The sequence below is a fragment of the Ralstonia mannitolilytica genome, from assembly GCF_905397375.1.
Classification (GTDB): Bacteria; Pseudomonadota; Gammaproteobacteria; order Burkholderiales; family Burkholderiaceae; genus Ralstonia; species Ralstonia mannitolilytica.
In genome coordinates this window covers 356513-374348 of the sequence record NZ_CAJPVG010000001.1, presented here as the reverse complement: position 1 = coordinate 374348, position 17836 = coordinate 356513, and the positions used below count along the sequence as shown (strand labels likewise).

Here is a 17836-nt window from a genome sequence, read left to right as displayed (position 1 = left end):
CGCGTGAGGGGGGTTGATGTCCGTCGGTTTACCGGCCATTGTTGCAAGATGCCGGAGGTTCCTGCCCGGGCATTTTTGCCCGTGGCCACGACAGACGACTCGCCCCAAGACATGATCCAAGCCGCACGGCAACTCACGCAGGACGATGTACCGATCGGGCAACCGTTGCCTTTCATCATGGGCGACCCCGCTGGCCGTCTGCTGTTGCCCGCCGGCGTTGTCGTGCACGACCCCGACGATGTGCGGCTCCTGTTCCAGCATGGGCCCGTGCTGGCGTTGACGCAGGTCGACACCCAGGACACCGCCGGCACCGAGCCTCCCAAGGAACCGCCGGAAGGCAGGCCGCGCCTGGGCGCCACGGGGCTGAGCATCGGAACCGTGCTGCAAGTCCACGAGAAGTCGGCGCCGTTGCGCGGGCCTCTGCCGTGCCGGTTGATCGGCTACGTGGAAGGCGAGGCGCTCTTCATCACGCAGCCTGCCGATGCCAAGCGCACGTTGCGGCCCGAAGCGCGCGACGTGCTGATGGTGCGCGGCTTCTCGGGCCGCGCGGTCATCACCATGATGTGCAGCGTGGTCGCGACGGGCCAGTTCCCGGTGCCTTATCTCGTGTTGTCCATGCCCGCCAAGGTCCAAAAGATGCCGTTGCGGCGTGCGCGGCGGGTGCAGGTGCGCATTGGTGCGACGGTGCGTCCCGAAGGGCAGTGCCCGGCGCCGACGGACCGCGTCGCCGTGCTGCGCGATATCTGCCTGAACGGAGCCCTTGTGCAGAGTGCCGCCCCGACGTTTCGGTCGGGCGACCGCATTGCGTTGGACTTCAGCGCCTACGTCGACGGGCAGCAGGAGGATTTCGCTCTGGTGGGGCGCGTGGCCGGTACGTCGTCGGTGCAAGAAGGCACGACGGCGTTTCCATCGTTCGGCGTGGAATTCACGCTGACCAAGGAGCAGACGGCGCGTCTGTCCCGGCTGATCATCGAACGGCTGGACGAGCCGCTTTGACGGATCAGCCCGACAGCATGGTTTCGAGCAGCCACGCCCCTGCCTGGCCCAGCGTACGGTTGCGCGACCATACTGCATCGACCTGCACCTGGCGGGGCCAGCCCCGTGCGCGGATTTCGTGCAGGCGGTCGGCGGCAAAGTGGTCCACCAGCCAGCGCGGCAGTTCCGTCCAGCCGAAGCCCAGCACCGCCATTTCCAGCAGCATCAGGTAGCTCGGCGCCGACCAGCGGCGCAGGCTGCGCACGGGCACAGCGTCGGTTCGCGGGCCCGTCGGATCGACGAACGTGTTCAGCCGCAGCTCGCGCGCCTCACGGAGTATGGCGTGCGGCACTTCCTCGTCGCCGTATCGGGCGAGTGGGTGCTGCAGCCCCACGAACAATCCGATCTCCGATTGTTCCGCAATGGTTGCCCATCCAATATCGGCCGGATATGCCGCCTGCGCGGCCACCAGGCCGATCTGGGCACGGCCCAGCTGGATGATGTCGACCACGTCTTCGTGCTCGGCGATCAGGCATTCGAGTTCAAGTTCGGGGTAGCGCTGCTCGAGCGTGGCGAGCGTCTGCTCATAGCGGTCGGACTGATAGGTATCGGACACCACCAGCGTGAGACGTGCCTCCAGCCCACCAGCCATCTGCGCGGCGAGCCGGTCCATCTGCTCGCTGGCCTCGAGCACGCGGCGCACCTGCGTGAACATGGCGCGGCCCGCCTCCGTCAGCGTGGGCTGGCGCGTGCTGCGGTCGAACAGCGTCAGGCCCAGGTCGATTTCGAGATTGGCGATCGCCTCGCTGATCGTGGACTGCCGCTTGCCCAATTTGCGGGCGGCGGCGGAAAAGGAACCGAGCGTGGCGGCTTCGGCAAAGGCGAGCAAGGCTTCGGGTGAATGACGCATTGAGTCCTCCGGCGAGCGGCATAGCGCCCATAGTATCGGAAAAACCGATATCAAAGAACTGGATCATACGGTTCGTACCGATGAAAATACCCCTGTTCTTTGGAGGTATATGCAATGCAAGTCATACAGAAAACGCCGGCCGAGCGCCTTGTCCATGCGCTGACGTTCGAGTTGGTTGCCATGCTGATCTGCGCGCCGCTGTTTAGCTGGCTGATGGATTTGCCGTTGGCCGAAATGGGCGTGATGACGCTCATGTTTGCGGCAGTGGCGATGGTGTGGAACATGGTGTTCAACGCCATCTTCGAGCGCGTGGAGCGTCGCTACAGGCTCTCGCGCACCGTGATCCTGCGGGTGGTCCATGCCTGCCTGTTCGAAGGCGGGCTGGTCCTGATGCTGGTGCCGCTGGCCGCCTGGTGGCTCGACGTCGGTCTGTGGGAAGCGTTCGTGCTCGACATCGGCATCATGCTGCTGTTTCTGCCGTACACGTTCTTCTTCAACCTCGCCTACGATCACCTGCGCGCACGCTGGATGGCGCGCCGTGTCCTTGCCTGATGGGCGGATTGGCCTAGGGCAAACATGGCAGCACGCGCAAAGCGTGCTTCCTATAATGAAGTTCCTTTTTTCGACGGGCGCACCGGCCAGGCCGCTGCGCCCGTATTGCATCCATGCCGCGCTTTGTTGCCATGCCGTCTCATGCCTCGGCAATCGTGCTGCGCCAATGCTACGTGGCGGCGTGCGCGGGCGATGCCGTGGGTATGATGGACGTAGTGCGCGATGCGTGCGGTGCACGTCATGCCGCAGCCATGGTGCGCTGGCGCGTTGATGGGCGGTGGCATTGGGCGGCGTCGCAGGGTGTCTGCATGGCCAGGCTGCTGCTGCACGCCAGGCACGGCGACGGCGTGACCGGCTGGCCGATTGCCGACGCCGAAGTGCGCGGCATGGTGTGGTTCGAGGATCGGCCGCGGGGGCAGCGAGCGCGTGCGGGGTACCGGGCGGGGCCGCTCGCTCTGCTGCCGCATGTGGCACAGGCGCTGCCGCTGTGCTGGCAGCGCGCGGCCGCCCGCGCAGGCGTGGCGCCGGTGCAGCCGGCCAACGCCTGGCTGACAGGTCTCTTCCACCTCACCCGCCGGGAGGCGGATGTGGCCGACCTGCTGGCACACGGCGCCGATCCGGCAAGCATTGCCCGCAAGCTCGGGATCTCGCTCGACACGGTGCGCACGCACCTCAAGCACGTCTATCGCAAGACGAACACGCACAGTCAATGCGATGTGGTGCGATTGATGCTCGCGGCATCCGCCCGCCGCTGACGCGGCTGCGCGGTCAGGCTGCTGCCACCTGGGGCGCTTCGGCGCTGGGTGTGCCGTCCTTGAACAGCGTTTGAAGCTGCGCCCGCAGCTCGGGCGTGTCGGCATGCTTGTGCACGGAAACGGCGTGTTGCACGGCGGCTTCGAGCAGCTCGGCGTCGCTGTCGGCGCGGATGGCGACCGAGCAGTTGGTCTCGCTGGGGAAGGCCCGGCAGTCGATGTAGCGGCGGCCCATGGCGGTACTCCTGAAACTAAACGATGGCCGCGCGATGCCGAAACGGGCGTCGCGCGTACGTTCGTTATAGGTTCGCCGGGGGGCAGTGTCGTCACCCGAGCGGGGTAGGACAGCGCTGAGGCGCCCGGCTCAGCCGACCACTCTGGCGCCGCGCTCCTGCAGCAGCACGCGCAGCACGGAACGGTGGCAATGGGCTTCGTCCTCGCAATAGCAGCCCACCGACAGGTTGGTCTGATGCGATAGCGCGGCCAGCATGTCGAGCAGGCGGGCGGCATCGCCGTCGCGCATTTCGGTGCGGAAGTGGCGCACGAAGGTTTGCCAGGCTTTTTCATCGTGCTGGGATTGCGCGGCCTGGGCTTGCTTGACCAGTTCGGGCGTGGGCGAAAGCAGCGGCATCCACACGTCATAGAAATCGCGGCTGGCGAATGCTTCCTTGGGCACGCCGCGCGGCGGGCGCCGTACGGTGCCGATGCGCAAGCCTTCATCGGGGTGACGCGGCTCGCCGAGCCGGACGATGCGTAGTGCCATGGAATGTCTCCGTGTGGATGCTGCGCGCGGCCTGCTTACGAACCCTGCCGGCTCTGCACCGTTGGGAAGAACAGATCCTTCCACGACGCCGGCTTGTTCTTGAGCGTGCCCACGCGCTGCATGAACTCAGCATAGTGTGCGACACCCACCGGCGTCGTCGTGAAGCGCGAATCCGGATCATCGAGAATCTTCTTCACCTCTTCCGGCGAACTCTTCACCTTCGACTGGGCGATGTAGATCTGCGCCGCCTTGGTCTTGTCCTTGGCGATGAATGCGTTGGCTTCATCCAGCGCCGCCACGAACGCCGCCGACAGTTTCGGGTTGGCCTCGTAGAACTTCTTGCTCGTGTAGGTCATGTCCAGCGTGATGTTGCCGAGCACGTCGACCGTGTTGAACACGCGGTGCAGGCCCGGGGCAGCGGCCTCGGTGTACGAGAACGGCGGCGAGGCCATGTGGCTGTTGATCTGGCTGCCGCCGGCCAGCATCACGGCCGTGGCGTCGGGGTGCGGCAGCGGCACGGTGATCGGGTCGAGCTTGTTGAACTGCTTGTCGCCGAAGGTCTTGGCGGCGGCCATTTGCAGCACCACGGCGGGCAGCGAGGTCTTGATGCCGGGCACGGCGATGCGGTCCTTGTCGGAGAAATCCGCCAGCGTTTTGACGTTGGGGTTGCGCGTCATCAGGTACATCGACGACGAGCTGAGCGATGACAGGCCGCGCACTTCCATCGCGCTGCCGCGGGTTTTGTCCCACAGCGTGAGGAAGCCGGGTACGCCCAGCGAGGCGATGTCGAGCGCGCCGGAGAGCATGGCGTCGTTGATGACGTTGCCGCCGTCGAGCACGCGGTAGCTGACCTTCACGTCGCCCAGGCCGGCGGCCTTGGCTTGCTTCTCCAGCAGGTGCTCGCTGGCCATGACCATGATGGGCAGGTAGAGGATGCCGTAGCCGTGGGAGATGCGGACTTCGGTGGCTTCTGCGTGGGCGGTGGTGATGGCGCCGGCCAGGAGCGATGTGGCCAGCGTGGCGGCGATTGACAGGCGGAGGATGGTGCGGCGGGGGTGCTGCATGTGTTGTCTCCTTGTTGTTGTCGATATGGTTGTTTGTTGGTGGTGTGTCCCTTGTTTCACCCCCTGCCGGGGGCGACTCACTTTCTTTGTCTTGCCAAAGAAAGTAAGCAAAGAAAGGCGCGCCCGATGCGGCGAAAGACTCCTTGAATTTCTGTGACCGTGCGGAGAAGGAGGCAAACTCGCTTCGCTCAAACAGGCCTCCTTCTTTTTCCGCCCGCTCACAAAAATTCAAGGCGCCGCATAGGGCAGGGTAAGGCCGAACCGTCTGGGGGCGACCGTATGCGCCTGGATGGTTTCGGTAGCCGCGCGCGCTCTTAGTTCTGCATGCCCCAGCGTTTGACGGTGCGGGCTTCGAGCGTGCGGAATACTAGGTTCTCTACCAGCAGGCCGATGATGATCACCGTCAGCAGGCCGGCGAATACTTCCGGAATCTGCAGCTGGTTCTTGTTTTCGTAGATGTACCAGCCCAGGCCGCCCTGGCCGGAGCTGACGCCAAACACCAGTTCGGAGGCGATCAACGTGCGCCATGCGAAGGCCCAGCCGATCTTCAGGCCGGTGAGGATGGAGGGGAACGCGGCCGGGATCAGGATCTTGGTCAGGTATCCCATGCCGGAGAGCCCGTAGTTGCGGCCCACCATGCGCAGCGTGTTGGATACCGACAGGAAACCGGCATGCGTGTTGAGCGACACCGCCCACACCACCGAATGCACGATTACGAAGATCAGGCTGCCGTTGCCGAGGCCGAACCACACGAGTGCGATAGGCAGCAGCGCAATGGCGGGCAGCGGGTTGAACATGGCGGTGAGCGTTTCCAGGAAGTCCTGCCCGAGCCGGTTGCTGATGCCGAGCACGACCAGCGCGCAGGACAACGCCAAGCCGAGCGCGTAGCCTGCCAGCAGCGTTTGCATCGACGTGCCGATGCGCGCGAACAGCGTGCCGCTCGCTAACCCAGCCCACAAAGCCTGCACGGTGTCAGAGAAGGTCGGCAGCAGAAGCGGGTTGTCGAGCCAGCGCGCACCGCCTTCCCACACGAGTGCGAGCACGACGAGGATGACGAGCTTGCGCAGCCATGCCTGTTCGTACAAACGCTCGGTAATGGAGAGCGGTTTTTCCACCACGCCGATGCGCTCGAACGCCACGGGCGTGCTGTAGACGGGCGCGCGGTTGCTGATGTCGGTGGTGGCTGGCATGGAAAGCGTTTCAGTCTGCATGGGTTTCCTCCACTGCGCGGGCGAACAGCATGTCGTGGATCTCGGCTTCGAGCGCTTTGAAGCGCTCCGGGTCATCATCGCCGCGCGCGAGGCTCGGCAGCTCTGCGCGGACCTGGCCCGGATGCGGCGACAGGATCAGGATGCGGCTGCCGCAGCGGATCGCCTCCGGAATCGAGTGCGTGACGAACAGCACGGTGAAGCGCGTTTCGTCCCACAGCTGCAGCAGCTCGTCCTGCATCTTGCGGCGCGTGAGCGCGTCGAGCGCGGCGAACGGCTCGTCCATCAGCAGCACGTCGGGCTCCATCGCCATGCCGCGCGCAATGGCCACGCGTTGCTTCATCCCGCCTGACAGCATGTGCGGGTGATGGTCGGCAAACTTGGTGAGGTTGACCTTGTTGATGTAGTGCAGCGCGCGCTCTTCGGCTTCACGCGCACCCAGCTTGCCGGTGGAGAGCAGCGGGAACAGCACGTTCTCTTTCACCGTTTTCCACGGCAGGAGCTGGTCGAACTCCTGGAACACCATCATGCGATCCGGCCCGGGCTTGGTCACGGGTTGCCCCTTCAGGCGGATCTCGCCCTCGGTGGGCGTGAGGTAGCCACCGATGGCCTTGAGCAATGTCGATTTACCGCAGCCCGACGGCCCGAGCAGGATGTAGCGCTCGCCGGGATAGACCTGGAAGTCGACGCGGTAGGTGGCCGTCACCAGATGCTGGCGTGTCTTGTACTGCAGCGTGACGCCGCGCACGTCCAGCAGCGGCGGCGCGGTCGGTGAGTTGGCCTGCATGGTTGTCTCCTGTGTGTGTTTTTGTCGGATTGGGTTGCGGCGTATGCGGCGCTACCGGATATCGACGTGGTAGCGGAAGTGCGCCGCCGCGCCGCGCGAGCGCCGCCATTCGAGCGGTACCCGGTCGTAGCCGCGCGCAACGCGTTCGATGACCATCACCGGATCGCCGGCCTGGATGCGCAACAGCCGCGCATACGTTGCGTTGACGGCTTCGGCGGTGAGCGTTTCCTCAGCGCTGGCAATGATCTGCCCGCAGTGCGATTCGTACAGCGGATACAGCAGGTCGCCAAACGCCTCGAGTTCCAACGTGGCGAGCGGCGCAAAGCGGTCGTACGGCAGCCAGATTTCTTCGGCCAGCATGGGCGCGCCATCCAGCAGACGCAGTCGGGTCAGGCGAATGACGGGGGCGCCCGTCTCAATCTGCAGGCCCGCAGCGGGGGCAGACGGCGCATCCAGCACATCGCGCTTGAGGATGCGGCTCTCAGGAATGCGCCGTTCGCCGCTTTCACTCTGGAAGCGGAAGAACCGGAACAAGGAGCTGGCAAAGCTGGCGCGCCGCACGAAGGTGCCCCGGCCCTGGAAGCGTTCGAGCAGGCCCTCCGCCACCAACACATCGACGGCTTTGCGGACCGTGCCGACCGCCACGTTGTACGTCTTGGCCAGCTCGGCCTCGGTGGGGATGGCGTCGCCCGGGCGCCAGTGCTGCTGGGCGATCTGCGCGGCCAGATCGTCGCGCAATTGCTGATAGCGGGGCAGGCGGAGATCGGCGGGCATGGGTATCGAAAGTGGTCAACTATTCATCTATATGACTCGTCATTGTAGGGAGCTTGAGGGCCGCCGGCATTAGAGGAAAACCCGTGGCCCGGGCCGGGATGTCGGGCGCAGCGCGCAACCGATATGGATGCGCGAAAAGCTTCGTTGTCGTGCGGGATGGCCTATCCAATACTAGGCTGCGCCCATGCTGTGGGCGCTTGCAGACACTCCACCTTTGCGGAACGCCTGATGTCATCCAATGCCTTCTCTCTCACGTCGCGCCGCCGGGCGTTGAAACACCTTGCAACGCTGGCCGCATTGGGCAGCACCGGCCTGGGCCTGACAGCATGTTCGCGCAGCGATGGTCAGCAGAACGCCAAGGCGGGCAGTGGCCCGGCCGTCATCAAGAAAGCCGGTGACAAGGTGAGTTTCAAATATCCGGACAACCCGGCGTTCGACCTGATCTACCTGGCCGACCAGCTTGGCTACTTCGACGGCACCAACACGCGGCCGAATTACATCGGCAAGGTGGCGGCGCCGCAGATCATTCCGCTGGTCGGTACGGGCGAGATCGACTTCGGCTCGCGCATGGTGCCCCTGGTCATCTCGGCCTATGCCAGCGGCGCCGATATCAAGGTGGTGGCCGCCGGCGGCAAGACGCTGGAAGAAGCGCCCCACATGAAGTACTTCGTGCGCAAGGATTCCGGGATTCGCCAGCCGAAAGACCTGGAAGGCAAGACGGTCGGTTTCAACAGTTTTGGCGCGTGCGCCGAGTTTGTGACCAAGACGTTCCTGCGGCAGAAGGGTGTGGACGTCAACAAGATCAATTTCGTTGTGATTCCCGATGACCAGGCCGAGCAGACACTGGCCACAGGCAACACCGATCTGGCGATCATCCATGCGCCATTCTCGGGCCGCGCCGATCATGCGCAAAACCTCGTGCGCCTGTGGAGCGACTACGACCTCGACGGCGGCCTGGGCGGCATGGCGCCGTACAGCGCGCACGGCAAGTTCATCCGGGAACAGCCCGAAGCAGTGCGCGACGTGGTGACGGCGCTGGCCAAGGCGGGCAACTGGGTCAACGCCAACCCGGAGGATGCACGCAAGCTGGTCTCGCAGCGCATCAAGCTCGATCTGCAGTTTGTCGATCGCTATGCGTATGTAGAGGACCTGGTGATCACCGAGCCGCCCATTCAGTACTACATCGACGTGCTCGAACGCGAGGGAAAGCTTGCGAAGGGCAAGGTGGCCGCGCGCGATATCTACACCAACGAGTTCAACCCGTACGTCAAGGCCTGAAGGACACGACGATGAGCAGCAAGATCGTGGCGCGCGGTGTGCGCATGGATTACAGCGTACGCAACGATGCAGGGCAACGGGAAGACGTGGCCGTTTTGCGAGACTTCGACCTGGACATTCGCGACGGCGAGTTTCTTTCGGTGTTGGGGCCGTCCGGGTGCGGCAAGTCGACGTTTCTCAGCATCCTGGCGGGGCTCACCGACCGCACCGGCGGCAGCATCCGTATCGACGGCCAGCCCCTCACGGGCATCAACCCGCAGCAAGGCGTGGTGTTCCAGGGCTACGCGCTGTTTCCGTGGCGCACGGTGCTGGAGAACATCGAAGTCGGTCTGGAGATTCGTGGCGTGCCCAAGGCGGAACGCCGCCGCATCGCGCAGGAGCATCTGGAGCTGGTGGGCCTGACGGGCGCGGGTGCCCGCTATCCGCACGAGATTTCGGGCGGCATGAAGCAGCGTGTGGCGATTGCGCGCTCGCTGGCCTACAAGCCTGATGTGCTGCTGATGGACGAACCGTTTGCCGCGCTCGACGCGCAAACGCGCGAGATCCTGCAGGGCGAACTGCTACGCATCTGGGAGCAGTACCGCAAGACCATCGTGTTCATCACGCACAGCCTGGATGAGGCCATATTTTTGTCGGACCGCATCGCCGTGATGACGCGCCGGCCCGGTACCGTCAAGCAGATCCTGGAGGTGCCGTTGCCGCGCCCGCGCCTGCCGGAATTGCGCAATTCAGAGGCGTTCGTCGCGCTGCGCCAGCAGGCGTGGGACATCCTCAAGGACGAAGTGCAGTTTGCCAATCCGGGCGCCGCGCCCCGGCCGCTGGGCGCCACTGCCGATCCGCGGGAGCGTGCGGAAGGTGAAGCCGTGCTGCACGCCGCAGGGCACGACGTCCGCGGCCAGATTGCCGTTGCGGGGCCCGCACGATGAGCACGCGCAAGTTGACCGTCCGTCTTGGCGATCACGCATGGGGATTGGCCGGCATCGTAGGATTTTTGCTGCTATGGGAACTGGTGCCGCGCCTGGGCATCGTGAGCGATGCCTACCTGAGCCCGCCGTCGCAAGTGACCGAGGCGATCTGGCAGCTCGCGCATAGCGGGGCGCTGCTCAAGCACGTGGCCGCGAGTCTGCAGCGTTCCTTGTGGGGCCTGCTGCTGGCCATCGCGCTGGGTGTGACGCTGGGCTTGCTGATGGGCTGGTTCACGCGCTTCGAGGCGATTGTCGATCCCATCCTCCAGCTGTTTCGGCAGACCTCCGCATTTGCGCTGTTTCCGGTGTTCATCCTCTTTCTGGGGATCGGCGAGCTGTCCAAGGTGGCCATCATCTTCTGGGCGTCGTTCTGGCCGGTGCTGCTGAGCACGATCGGCGGGGTGCGGCAGGTCGACAAGTTGCTGATCCACTCGGCGCGCTCCATGGGCGCGTCGAACCTGTTCGTGTTCCGCAAGGTGGTGTTGCCGGCGGCCACGCCGTCGATCTTCACCGGCATCCGCCTGGCCGGTACGTATTGCGTGACGGCGTTGGTGGCAGCGGAGATGATCGGTGCGCATTCCGGGCTGGGCTTCCTGACGCTGAATTCGCAGGAGGTGTTCCAGATCCCGACGATGTATGCGGGCATTCTTCTGCTGGCCGTGCTGGGGCTGGTGCTGAACACCATCCTGGCATCGATCGAGCGGCGCCTGACCCGCTGGCGCAAGGGCCTGACGCTCAATGCCTGAGCGTGCGCCCACATGGCGCGTGCCAATCCTGACCGCGCCGATTGCGCAGGCATCGCGCCTGCGCAGGCCCTGGCTCGTTGCGCTGGGCATTGCAGCGACAGGCGCGCTGGCCTGGTTCGGTGCGCCGGCGCTGATGCCCCACGTTCCGCATTGGCCCGAGCGCTTGCCCTTGCCGATGCAGGCCTGGCTGGCACAGCGTCAAGCGGAGCCGGACTGGGCCGCATTGCCGCTGGGCCCGGTGCTGCGCGATGCGCAACGTAATGGTGAGTTGGTCGTGGCAGTGCGCGCCTATGCGCGGCCGGCGCCGCCCGGGGTGACCGCACCGATGGAGCCCGATCACTTTGATGCCGAATTCGCAGCCACGCTGGCGCAGCACCTGCAATTGCAATTGCGGCTGGTCAACCTGCCGGCAGACGGCCTAGTGCCTCACGACGCGCATATCGACCTGGTCGTCGCCGGCAGCCAACCGGCGCCTGCTGCGTGGCAGCCTGTGCCCACGGCGTATACCGGCGGGCAGGGCGCGCTGGTGGTGCTGCGCAACACTCCGTATCGCTTCGCCGCCGATCTGCGCGCACGCACGGTCTGCGTTGCACAGGGCAGTCCGTATGCCAGCGGATTGGCTGCGCGTGATGGCGCCATTCCCCGGCAGTATCCGTCGGCGGTCCGTGCCATCTGGGGATTCCTTTCGGGCGAGTGCCAGGCGTTGGCAGACGATGCGCAAGCGCTGGCACGGCTGGTGCAATTGCCGGAATGGCGCTTCTACCGCACGCTGGAAGACGACATCGCCCCGGACAACACTGCGGCGCAGATCGCCCTGCGCACCCGCGATGCCGTGTCTGCCAACTATGTGGACCGTGCAGTGCGCGTCTGGAAGACCGGCGGTGCGCTGGCCCGCGCCCGCACACAGCGCGCCGGCGACATTGCCTTCGAGGTGAGCCAGTTGCAGGATGGGCTGGTCTGCCACAACTGACGGTATCGGCAGGCCTCGGTGGGCGCCGTCAGTGGCGGTGATCGAACTGGCGCGCCAGCCGCTCGCCGCCCAGCTGCACGGCCGTCACCAGCACGATGAGGATGGCGATGACGTTGAACATGACGGCGGTTTCGTAACGCTCATAACCGTAGCGGATAGCAAGATCGCCCAGCCCGCCGGCGCCCACCGCACCTGCCATGGCGGAAGCGCCGATCATGGCGATGACCGTCACGGTGGCGCCGCCGATGAGCGCGGGCAGCGCCTCGGGCAGCAGCACGTGCCGCACGATGTGCCAGCGGCGGCAGCCCATGGCGCGCGCGGCCTCCACCAGGCCGCGATCGACCTCGTTCAGGCCCACCTGCGATACACGCGCAAAGAACGGAATCAGATGGGCGCTCAACGGCACCACGGCCGCCCACGTGCCCATGGTCGTGCCGACAATGAGCCGGGTGACGGGCAGCATCGCCACCAGCAGGATGATGAAAGGGATCGAGCGGAACGTATTGACCAGTACCGACAGCACGCGGTGCAGGCGCGGCCGGGGCCGCAGGCCGCCCGGCGCCGACGTGGTGAGCACGATGGCCAACGCCAGGCCGACGACGAATACCACCAGGCATGCGCTGCTGACCATCAAGAGCGTTTCGCCGAATGCGCGCAGGTATTTTTCAAGCATGGGCGTAAGCGCGACCCGGCGGATCGGCCAAGAGGGCAACAGGTTTGGTGGGTGTCATGCCAGAGCGTTGGCGCAGCGGACGCAGCAGTGCCAGCGTGGCGTCTGCATGCGGATCGGCGAACACCTGATCGACCGTGCCGTGCTCGGCAATGCGGCCTTGATCGAGCACCAGGACGCGATCGCAGGCGTCGCGGATCACCGCCATGTCATGCGTGACCAGCACGACGGTCAGCCCCAGGCGCCGGTTGATGTCGCCAAGCAGCAGGAGAATCTGTTCGGTGGTTTCAGGGTCCAGCGCAGACGTCGCTTCGTCGCACAACAGGATCTCCGGGCGATGCACCAGCGCGCGGGCAATGCCGACGCGCTGCTTTTGCCCACCGGAGAGCTTCGCCGGATACACGCCGGCCTTTTCGGACAGGCCGACCAGATCGAGCAGCTCCATAACACGCGGCCCGATGGCTTCGCGCGGCACACCCGCCACACGAAGCGGCAGCGCAACGTTCTCGAAAACGGTCTTGGCCGACAACAGGTTGAAATGCTGGAAGATCATGCCGACGCGCCGGCGGAGCGCGACCAGGCCGTCTTCGTCAAGGCGGCCGACATCGATGTCGTCGATGCGGATCGTGCCCGCGTCGGGGCGTTCCAGCATGTTGACCGTGCGCAGCAGCGTGGATTTCCCCGCGCCGCTGCGGCCGATGATGCCGAACACCTCGCCGCGCGCGATAGTGAACGAAATGCTGTCGAGCGCGAGCGTGCTGGCGCCGGGGTAGGTCTTGCTGATGCGTTCGAACGCAATGTGCGGCATGACCGGGGCTGCCGTGTTCGGCAATGCAGCGAGGTGCGGCGCGAGCGGGGGGATGATCGGCTGCCTCAGAACGCCGGGATGACCGAGCCCTGGTATTTGCTCAGGATGAACTGGCGCACTTCTTCAGACTGATACGCCTTCACCAGCGGCGCCACCCACGGCGCGCTCTTGTCCTGTTCCCGGACCACGATCACGTTGACGTACGGATTGCGTTCCTTCTTTTCCACCGCAATACCGTCACGCGTGGCAATCAATCCGGCCTGGTAGGCAAAGGTGTTGACGATGGCCGCCGTGTCGACATCGGGCAGCGAGCGCGAAAGCACCACCGATGCACTCTCCACCCATTCCAGCTTCTTCGGGTTGGCCGTCACGTCGGCCAGCGTGGCCGTGCCGGTAAACGGATCGAAGCCGTCGCGCAGTTTGATCAGGCCATGATCGCGCAGGATGACAAGCGCACGCGTCTGGTTGCTCGGGTCGTTGGGCAGGCCGATGCGGGCGCCCACCGGCAGGGCTTCAAGCGATTTGTATTTGCGCGAGTAGAAGGCGATGGGCGAGATGAGCGTGTTGCCTACCGTTACCAGCTTGTAGCCGCGTTGCTTGATCTGGTCGCGCAGGAAAGGGATGTGCTGGAACGCATTGGCGTCGAGATCACCGTTGTTGAGCGCCTCGTTGGGGCTTGCGGTGCCGGTGATGACGATGGGCTGGACCTTCAGCCCCTGCTTTTCGGCCACGCGGGTGACGACCTCCCAGATTTCTTCATCAACACCGCCGCGCACACCGACCTTGATCGGTTTGTCTGCCGCCAGCACGGAACCGGCGCCCAGCGTCAGGGCAGTTGCAGCGGCCAGGAGGGCGTGAAAGAAAGGGCGTCGTTTCATGGGGCGGCTCGTGTGTTGTGAAGACGTGGCCCAGTCTAGAAGCGGCGTGCAGTGCTGGTCCACGAACAAAACCGAAGTAGCAAATTCGCAGCATGTTCACCGCCGTGAATCCGCATATCGAAGCAACGATTGCTTCGTTGGAGCGACACGGCATGGCCGGTATGGTGAGCGCTTGTCCAAGCGCCGAGGTTTCCCGTGAGCGACACGCAGGTACCGCGTCAATTGCACCTGAACGTCAACATCCTGCACTCCGGCTTTGTACCGTCGGCCTGGAGACTGGCCGAGAGCGATCCGTACGCCTTTGCCGACGTGCAGCACTACGTGAAGGTGGCGCGGATTGCCGAGGCGGCCAAGTTCGATGCCGTGTTCCTGGCAGACAACGCCGCCATCGTCGATCAGATCCACTTTCGGCCGATCACCGCGCTGGAGCCCACCGTGCTGCTGGCCAGCATCGCAGCGGCCACCACGCACATCGGCCTGATCGGCACGGCATCGACCAGCTACAACGAGCCTTTCAACATCGCCCGGCGCTTTGCCACGCTCGACCATGTGAGCGGCGGCCGCGCGGGCTGGAACGTGGTCACCACCGCCGATCTGCCGTCGGCACGCAATTTCGGCCGGGACACCGTGCCCGACCACGCCGAGCGCTATGCCCGCGCCGACGAATTCACGAGCGTCGTCAAGGATCTCTGGAACAGTTGGGAAGACGATGCCTTTGTTGGCGACAAGGCCGGCGGCAGCTTTGTCGATGTGCGGAAGGTGCATCCCATCGCCCATCGTGGCGAGTTCTTTCGTGTGCAGGGCCCCTTGAACCTGCCGCGTTCTCCGCAGGGCTATCCGGTGCTTGTGCAGGCGGGCGGTTCGGCCGATGGCCGCGAGCTGGCTGCGCGCCACGCGGAGGCCGTGTTCTCCGCATCGCAAGGCTTTGAAGAAGCGCTGGCCTATGCGCGCGGACTCAAGGCACGCGCTCAGGCTTTGGGGCGAGGGCCGGAGGCGATTCGTGTGTTGCCCGGTTTGACCACCATCATCGGTGCCACGCAGGCGCAGGCCCGCGCGCGGCGCGATGCATTGGTCGACCTGATCCCATGGGATTACAGCCTCACGCGGCTGGCCGGCACGCTCGGTGTGCCGGTCGAGCGCCTGCAACTCGACACACGCCTGCCGGACGATTTGCCGTTGCCCAACAACGGCAATGGTAATCACACGTTTTTCAACGCCACACTGGCATTGGCGCGCAGTCAGCAATTGACCGTACGCGAACTGATTCGCGAACTGGCCGGCGGTGGCGGGCATCGCGTGCTGGTGGGCACGCCCGAGCAGATCGCCGACGACATCGAACACTGGTTCCGCCACGGCGCGGCCGACGGCTTCAATCTCATGCCCGACGCCTTGCCGGGCGGGCTGCAGGACTTCGTCGATGGCGTGGTGCCCATCCTGCAGCAGCGCGGGCTGTTTCGAACCGAATACGCCGGACACACGCTGCGCGAGCATTTCGGCCTCGCGCGGCCTGTCGGTCGCCCGACCAATCGCGCGGCTGCATAGCCGCTTTCATCGTGCTGATCTTATGAATACGCCACGCGATCTTCATCTCCCCGACCGCCTGCAGGAAGCCCTTGCCGAGCTGCCTGACCTGGCCCAGCGCATCGGGACAGATGCCGCTGCACGCGAAGTGCGGCGCGTGCTGCCGTACGAAGCTTTTGCGCACTTTCGCGCGTCGGGTCTGGGTTTGCTGCGCATTCCCGTGGAGTGGGGCGGTCTGGGCGGCTCGCTCGTCGACCTGTTCGAGACGATCAGCACGCTGGCCGCTCACGAATCGAACGTCGCGCATGCGCTGCGCATTCATTACGACCTGACCGAGGTCATCCGTCTGTCGCCGCTCGATGCGTTTCACCGGACGCAGTTGGATCGGCTGCTGGAGGGCGCCCTCTTTGGCGGCGGTTCAACCGAGCGCGGCACGTCGCGCCCGGGGGAGGTCACCACGACCCTCCAGCGCGACGGCGCCGACTACCGCCTCAGCGGCCGCAAGTACTACACCACCGGCACGGCGTTCGCCGATTACGGCCGCTTCAATGTCAACGATGACGCAGGCGGAAACGTGCAGATCATCATTCCGGTCACGCGCGAGGGCGTGAAGGTGATCGACGACTGGGACGGGATGGGCCAGCGCATGACGGCCAGCGGCAGCATCGTGTTCGAGCACGTGCAGGTGCGCGCAGACGAGGTGGCCTCGCGCGTCAGCAGCTCGCTGGTGGGGCGCCATACCGGTGCACTGCGCCAGTTGCATCTGGTGGCCGTGGCGGCAGGCATTGTGCGCAATGTGGCGGCCGACGCGCGGCGGTATGTGGTCAACCATGGGCGGCCGGTGTTGCACAGCCCGGCGCCGTCCGCGCGGGAGGACCACTTCATCCAGCAGGTGGTGGGCGACATTGCCGCACACAGCCATGCCATCGATGCCCTGGTGCGCGAGAACGCGCGCGTGCTGGATCGATCCTCCGACGCCATCCGCGATGAAGCGGAAAACGCCGACGCGCTGGTGCTGGAAGGCGCGCTGGCCACGGCGCAAACGCAGCTGGTTGTCGGCAAGCTGGCGCTGCATGCCGCGCAGCAGCTCTTTGAAGCGGGCGGTGCATCCATGACGGCGCGCGCGCACAACCTTGACCGTCACTGGCGCAACCTGCGGACGATCTTCAGCCACAACCCGTTGCTGCACAAGGCGCGGGTGGTGGGGGATTACCACCTCAATGGCGAAACGCAGCACCTGAAGGAAGGCCGCGTTTTCTGACCATTGAGCCGGTGCTGCCCCGGCTGCACTGTTCAAGGCGCTGCCCACCGCCTCTGCGTCGTACATCATGGTGCGCCGCGCTGGGCGGTGATGCGCCGCTCATGGCCGGCATCACCGCTGCGCAGACAGTGATGGCCGTGGCGGCCATGCCGGCCGTGATGACGCTTCAAGGCCGTCTCCATCGCAGTGCTGGCACTTGGCATGGCCGTCAGTGCGCCCCTGCTGGCCGCCACGGTGGCCGACGCCGATCAACCTTCCGTCGTGATCGTGCACGGCGCCTTGCCGATGGATCCGACTGGGCCAAGGTGATCCCGCTGCTGCAGGCCAAGGGCGTGAAGGTGCAGGCGGTGCAGAACGGGCTGAACTCGCTGGCCGACGACGTGGCCGCCACGCGCCGCGCCATCGGCAACCAGCCGGGCAAGGTCGTGGTGGTGGGGCACTCCTGGGGCGGCACGGTCATCACCGAAGCCGGTGCGGACAGCAAGGTTGCCGGCCTCGTGTACGTGGCGGCGTTTGCGCCGGACGCCGGCCAGTCGACGGAAGAGGTGGACAAGGACTACGCGCCCGCGCCGGGCATCGGCAAGCTCGTCGCGGACGCCAACGGCTATCTGTCACTGCCCCCCGCGGAGCTGGCGAGCGACTTTGCGCAGGATGTGCCCCGCCGCGCAGGCACGCGTGATGGCCGCGACGCAAGGTCCCATCAAGGCCACGGCATTTGGCGAGCGCACCACGGTGGCGGCATGGCAAAGCAAGCCGTCGTGGTTCATCGTCAGCGCGCACGACAGGATGATCCAGCCGGCTCTGGAACACGCCATGGCCCGGAAGATTGGCGCCAAGGTGACGACACTGCCGACGAGCCACGTGCCGCAGCAGTCGCGGCCGCAAGATGTGGCAAAGGTGATTCTGGATGCGGTGCACGCGGTTGAGGCGCGCAACTGAGGCCGCGCGCGTGTT

General features: G+C 65.4%; 20 protein-coding genes and 1 pseudogene. 11 read left to right on the top strand and 10 right to left on the bottom strand.

The window, feature by feature from the left end; genetic code table 11:
• Positions 1-111: 111 nt before the first annotated feature.
• Positions 112-996 (top strand): flagellar brake protein, encoded by an 885-nt coding sequence (locus KHN96_RS01630; protein ID WP_062738960.1) that lies wholly within the window; start codon positions 112-114, stop codon positions 994-996.
• A 4-nt stretch (positions 997-1000) separates the two neighbouring features.
• Here KHN96_RS01630 and KHN96_RS01625 read toward each other — a convergent pair whose 3' ends face one another.
• A complete protein-coding gene (locus tag KHN96_RS01625; RefSeq protein ID WP_045219567.1) occupies positions 1001-1885 on the bottom strand; it encodes a LysR family transcriptional regulator in 885 nt (294 codons plus the stop codon).
• Between the two features lie 114 nt (positions 1886-1999).
• On the opposite strand from KHN96_RS01625, the gene KHN96_RS01620 reads away from it, so the two are divergent.
• On the top strand, positions 2000-2437 hold the full coding sequence (locus KHN96_RS01620; RefSeq protein ID WP_045219569.1) for a multidrug/biocide efflux PACE transporter: 438 nt from the start codon (positions 2000-2002) through the stop codon (positions 2435-2437).
• A gap of 113 nt (positions 2438-2550) precedes the next feature.
• Entirely contained in the window at positions 2551-3192 is a 642-nt protein-coding gene (locus KHN96_RS01615; protein WP_062738805.1) for a helix-turn-helix transcriptional regulator, read from the top strand.
• A 13-nt stretch (positions 3193-3205) separates the two neighbouring features.
• Here the strand turns inward: KHN96_RS01615 and KHN96_RS01610 are convergent, their stop codons facing one another.
• The 6 genes from KHN96_RS01610 to KHN96_RS01585 form a co-directional block, all read right to left on the bottom strand.
• Positions 3206-3424 (bottom strand): DUF1059 domain-containing protein, encoded by a 219-nt coding sequence (locus KHN96_RS01610; protein WP_115044481.1) that lies wholly within the window; start codon positions 3422-3424, stop codon positions 3206-3208.
• A 129-nt stretch (positions 3425-3553) separates the two neighbouring features.
• On the bottom strand, positions 3554-3952 hold the full coding sequence (locus KHN96_RS01605) for a DUF488 domain-containing protein (protein WP_062738808.1): 399 nt from the start codon (positions 3950-3952) through the stop codon (positions 3554-3556).
• 35 nt (positions 3953-3987) lie between these two features.
• Positions 3988-5016 (bottom strand): ABC transporter substrate-binding protein, encoded by a 1029-nt coding sequence (locus KHN96_RS01600; protein ID WP_062738810.1) that lies wholly within the window; start codon positions 5014-5016, stop codon positions 3988-3990.
• Between the two features lie 314 nt (positions 5017-5330).
• Complete coding sequence (locus KHN96_RS01595) at positions 5331-6227, bottom strand: ABC transporter permease (RefSeq protein ID WP_062738812.1); 897 nt, start codon at positions 6225-6227, stop codon at positions 5331-5333.
• A complete protein-coding gene (locus KHN96_RS01590) occupies positions 6217-7011 on the bottom strand; it encodes an ABC transporter ATP-binding protein (protein WP_012430126.1) in 795 nt (264 codons plus the stop codon). Before KHN96_RS01590 ends, KHN96_RS01595 begins: the two co-directional genes overlap by 11 nt.
• A 51-nt stretch (positions 7012-7062) precedes the next feature.
• Positions 7063-7785 (bottom strand): GntR family transcriptional regulator, encoded by a 723-nt coding sequence (locus KHN96_RS01585; protein WP_027679354.1) that lies wholly within the window; start codon positions 7783-7785, stop codon positions 7063-7065.
• Between the two features lie 228 nt (positions 7786-8013).
• On the opposite strand from KHN96_RS01585, the gene KHN96_RS01580 reads away from it, so the two are divergent.
• Genes KHN96_RS01580 through KHN96_RS01565 form a run of 4 tightly spaced genes read left to right on the top strand, consistent with a single transcriptional unit; the run spans position 8014 to position 11744 of the window.
• Positions 8014-9063: an ABC transporter substrate-binding protein gene (locus tag KHN96_RS01580; RefSeq protein WP_082062915.1), complete on the top strand. Its 1050-nt coding sequence runs from the start codon at positions 8014-8016 to the stop codon at positions 9061-9063.
• Positions 9064-9074: 11 nt separating this feature from the next.
• Positions 9075-9989: an ABC transporter ATP-binding protein gene (locus tag KHN96_RS01575; protein WP_062738814.1), complete on the top strand. Its 915-nt coding sequence runs from the start codon at positions 9075-9077 to the stop codon at positions 9987-9989.
• Positions 9986-10774: an ABC transporter permease gene (locus KHN96_RS01570; RefSeq protein ID WP_062738816.1), complete on the top strand. Its 789-nt coding sequence runs from the start codon at positions 9986-9988 to the stop codon at positions 10772-10774. The genes KHN96_RS01575 and KHN96_RS01570 overlap by 4 nt, the downstream gene beginning before the upstream one ends.
• Before the next feature lie 19 nt (positions 10775-10793).
• Positions 10794-11744 (top strand): type 2 periplasmic-binding domain-containing protein, encoded by a 951-nt coding sequence (locus KHN96_RS01565; RefSeq protein ID WP_238587575.1) that lies wholly within the window; start codon positions 10794-10796, stop codon positions 11742-11744.
• A 28-nt stretch (positions 11745-11772) separates the two neighbouring features.
• Here KHN96_RS01565 and KHN96_RS01560 read toward each other — a convergent pair whose 3' ends face one another.
• From KHN96_RS01560 to KHN96_RS01550, 3 genes are all read right to left on the bottom strand, one after another.
• On the bottom strand, positions 11773-12417 hold the full coding sequence (locus tag KHN96_RS01560; protein WP_045219594.1) for a methionine ABC transporter permease: 645 nt from the start codon (positions 12415-12417) through the stop codon (positions 11773-11775).
• The gene (locus KHN96_RS01555; RefSeq protein WP_082062916.1) at positions 12410-13222 is read right to left on the bottom strand and encodes a methionine ABC transporter ATP-binding protein; all 813 of its coding nucleotides are present in this window, start codon (positions 13220-13222) and stop codon (positions 12410-12412) included. Before KHN96_RS01555 ends, KHN96_RS01560 begins: the two co-directional genes overlap by 8 nt.
• A gap of 65 nt (positions 13223-13287) precedes the next feature.
• The gene (locus tag KHN96_RS01550) at positions 13288-14100 is read right to left on the bottom strand and encodes a MetQ/NlpA family ABC transporter substrate-binding protein (protein ID WP_062738820.1); all 813 of its coding nucleotides are present in this window, start codon (positions 14098-14100) and stop codon (positions 13288-13290) included.
• A 195-nt stretch (positions 14101-14295) separates the two neighbouring features.
• Between KHN96_RS01550 and KHN96_RS01545 the strand changes: the two genes are divergently transcribed.
• The 4 genes and pseudogenes from KHN96_RS01545 (at position 14296) to KHN96_RS22965 (ending at position 17821) form a co-directional block, all read left to right on the top strand.
• Entirely contained in the window at positions 14296-15642 is a 1347-nt protein-coding gene (locus tag KHN96_RS01545) for an LLM class flavin-dependent oxidoreductase (protein WP_062738822.1), read from the top strand.
• 22 nt (positions 15643-15664) lie between these two features.
• A complete protein-coding gene (locus KHN96_RS01540; protein ID WP_062738824.1) occupies positions 15665-16882 on the top strand; it encodes an acyl-CoA dehydrogenase family protein in 1218 nt (405 codons plus the stop codon).
• 101 nt (positions 16883-16983) lie between these two features.
• Positions 16984-17586, top strand: a pseudogene (locus KHN96_RS22715) (alpha/beta hydrolase); the annotation flags it as partial.
• On the top strand, positions 17534-17821 hold the full coding sequence (locus KHN96_RS22965; protein ID WP_373995181.1) for an alpha/beta fold hydrolase: 288 nt from the start codon (positions 17534-17536) through the stop codon (positions 17819-17821). The pseudogene KHN96_RS22715 and the gene KHN96_RS22965, both read left to right, overlap by 53 nt.
• Positions 17822-17836 lie beyond the last annotated feature (15 nt).

Excerpts from the sequence above, each read along its gene's own strand:
- KHN96_RS01630 (WP_062738960.1), top strand. The coding sequence starts at position 112 with ATGATCCAAGCCGCACGGCAACTCACGCAGGACGATGTACCGATCGGG.
- KHN96_RS01625 (WP_045219567.1), bottom strand. The coding sequence starts at position 1,885 with ATGCGTCATTCACCCGAAGCCTTGCTCGCCTTTGCCGAAGCCGCCACG.
- KHN96_RS01620 (WP_045219569.1), top strand. The coding sequence starts at position 2,000 with ATGCAAGTCATACAGAAAACGCCGGCCGAGCGCCTTGTCCATGCGCTG.
- KHN96_RS01615 (WP_062738805.1), top strand. The coding sequence starts at position 2,551 with ATGCCGCGCTTTGTTGCCATGCCGTCTCATGCCTCGGCAATCGTGCTG.
- KHN96_RS01610 (WP_115044481.1), bottom strand. The coding sequence starts at position 3,424 with ATGGGCCGCCGCTACATCGACTGCCGGGCCTTCCCCAGCGAGACCAAC.
- KHN96_RS01605 (WP_062738808.1), bottom strand. The coding sequence starts at position 3,952 with ATGGCACTACGCATCGTCCGGCTCGGCGAGCCGCGTCACCCCGATGAA.
- KHN96_RS01600 (WP_062738810.1), bottom strand. The coding sequence starts at position 5,016 with ATGCAGCACCCCCGCCGCACCATCCTCCGCCTGTCAATCGCCGCCACG.
- KHN96_RS01595 (WP_062738812.1), bottom strand. The coding sequence starts at position 6,227 with ATGCAGACTGAAACGCTTTCCATGCCAGCCACCACCGACATCAGCAAC.
- KHN96_RS01590 (WP_012430126.1), bottom strand. The coding sequence starts at position 7,011 with ATGCAGGCCAACTCACCGACCGCGCCGCCGCTGCTGGACGTGCGCGGC.
- KHN96_RS01585 (WP_027679354.1), bottom strand. The coding sequence starts at position 7,785 with ATGCCCGCCGATCTCCGCCTGCCCCGCTATCAGCAATTGCGCGACGAT.
- KHN96_RS01580 (WP_082062915.1), top strand. The coding sequence starts at position 8,014 with ATGTCATCCAATGCCTTCTCTCTCACGTCGCGCCGCCGGGCGTTGAAA.
- KHN96_RS01575 (WP_062738814.1), top strand. The coding sequence starts at position 9,075 with ATGAGCAGCAAGATCGTGGCGCGCGGTGTGCGCATGGATTACAGCGTA.
- KHN96_RS01570 (WP_062738816.1), top strand. The coding sequence starts at position 9,986 with ATGAGCACGCGCAAGTTGACCGTCCGTCTTGGCGATCACGCATGGGGA.
- KHN96_RS01560 (WP_045219594.1), bottom strand. The coding sequence starts at position 12,417 with ATGCTTGAAAAATACCTGCGCGCATTCGGCGAAACGCTCTTGATGGTC.
- KHN96_RS01555 (WP_082062916.1), bottom strand. The coding sequence starts at position 13,222 with ATGCCGCACATTGCGTTCGAACGCATCAGCAAGACCTACCCCGGCGCC.
- KHN96_RS01550 (WP_062738820.1), bottom strand. The coding sequence starts at position 14,100 with ATGAAACGACGCCCTTTCTTTCACGCCCTCCTGGCCGCTGCAACTGCC.
- KHN96_RS01540 (WP_062738824.1), top strand. The coding sequence starts at position 15,665 with ATGAATACGCCACGCGATCTTCATCTCCCCGACCGCCTGCAGGAAGCC.
- KHN96_RS22965 (WP_373995181.1), top strand. The coding sequence starts at position 17,534 with ATGTGCCCCGCCGCGCAGGCACGCGTGATGGCCGCGACGCAAGGTCCC.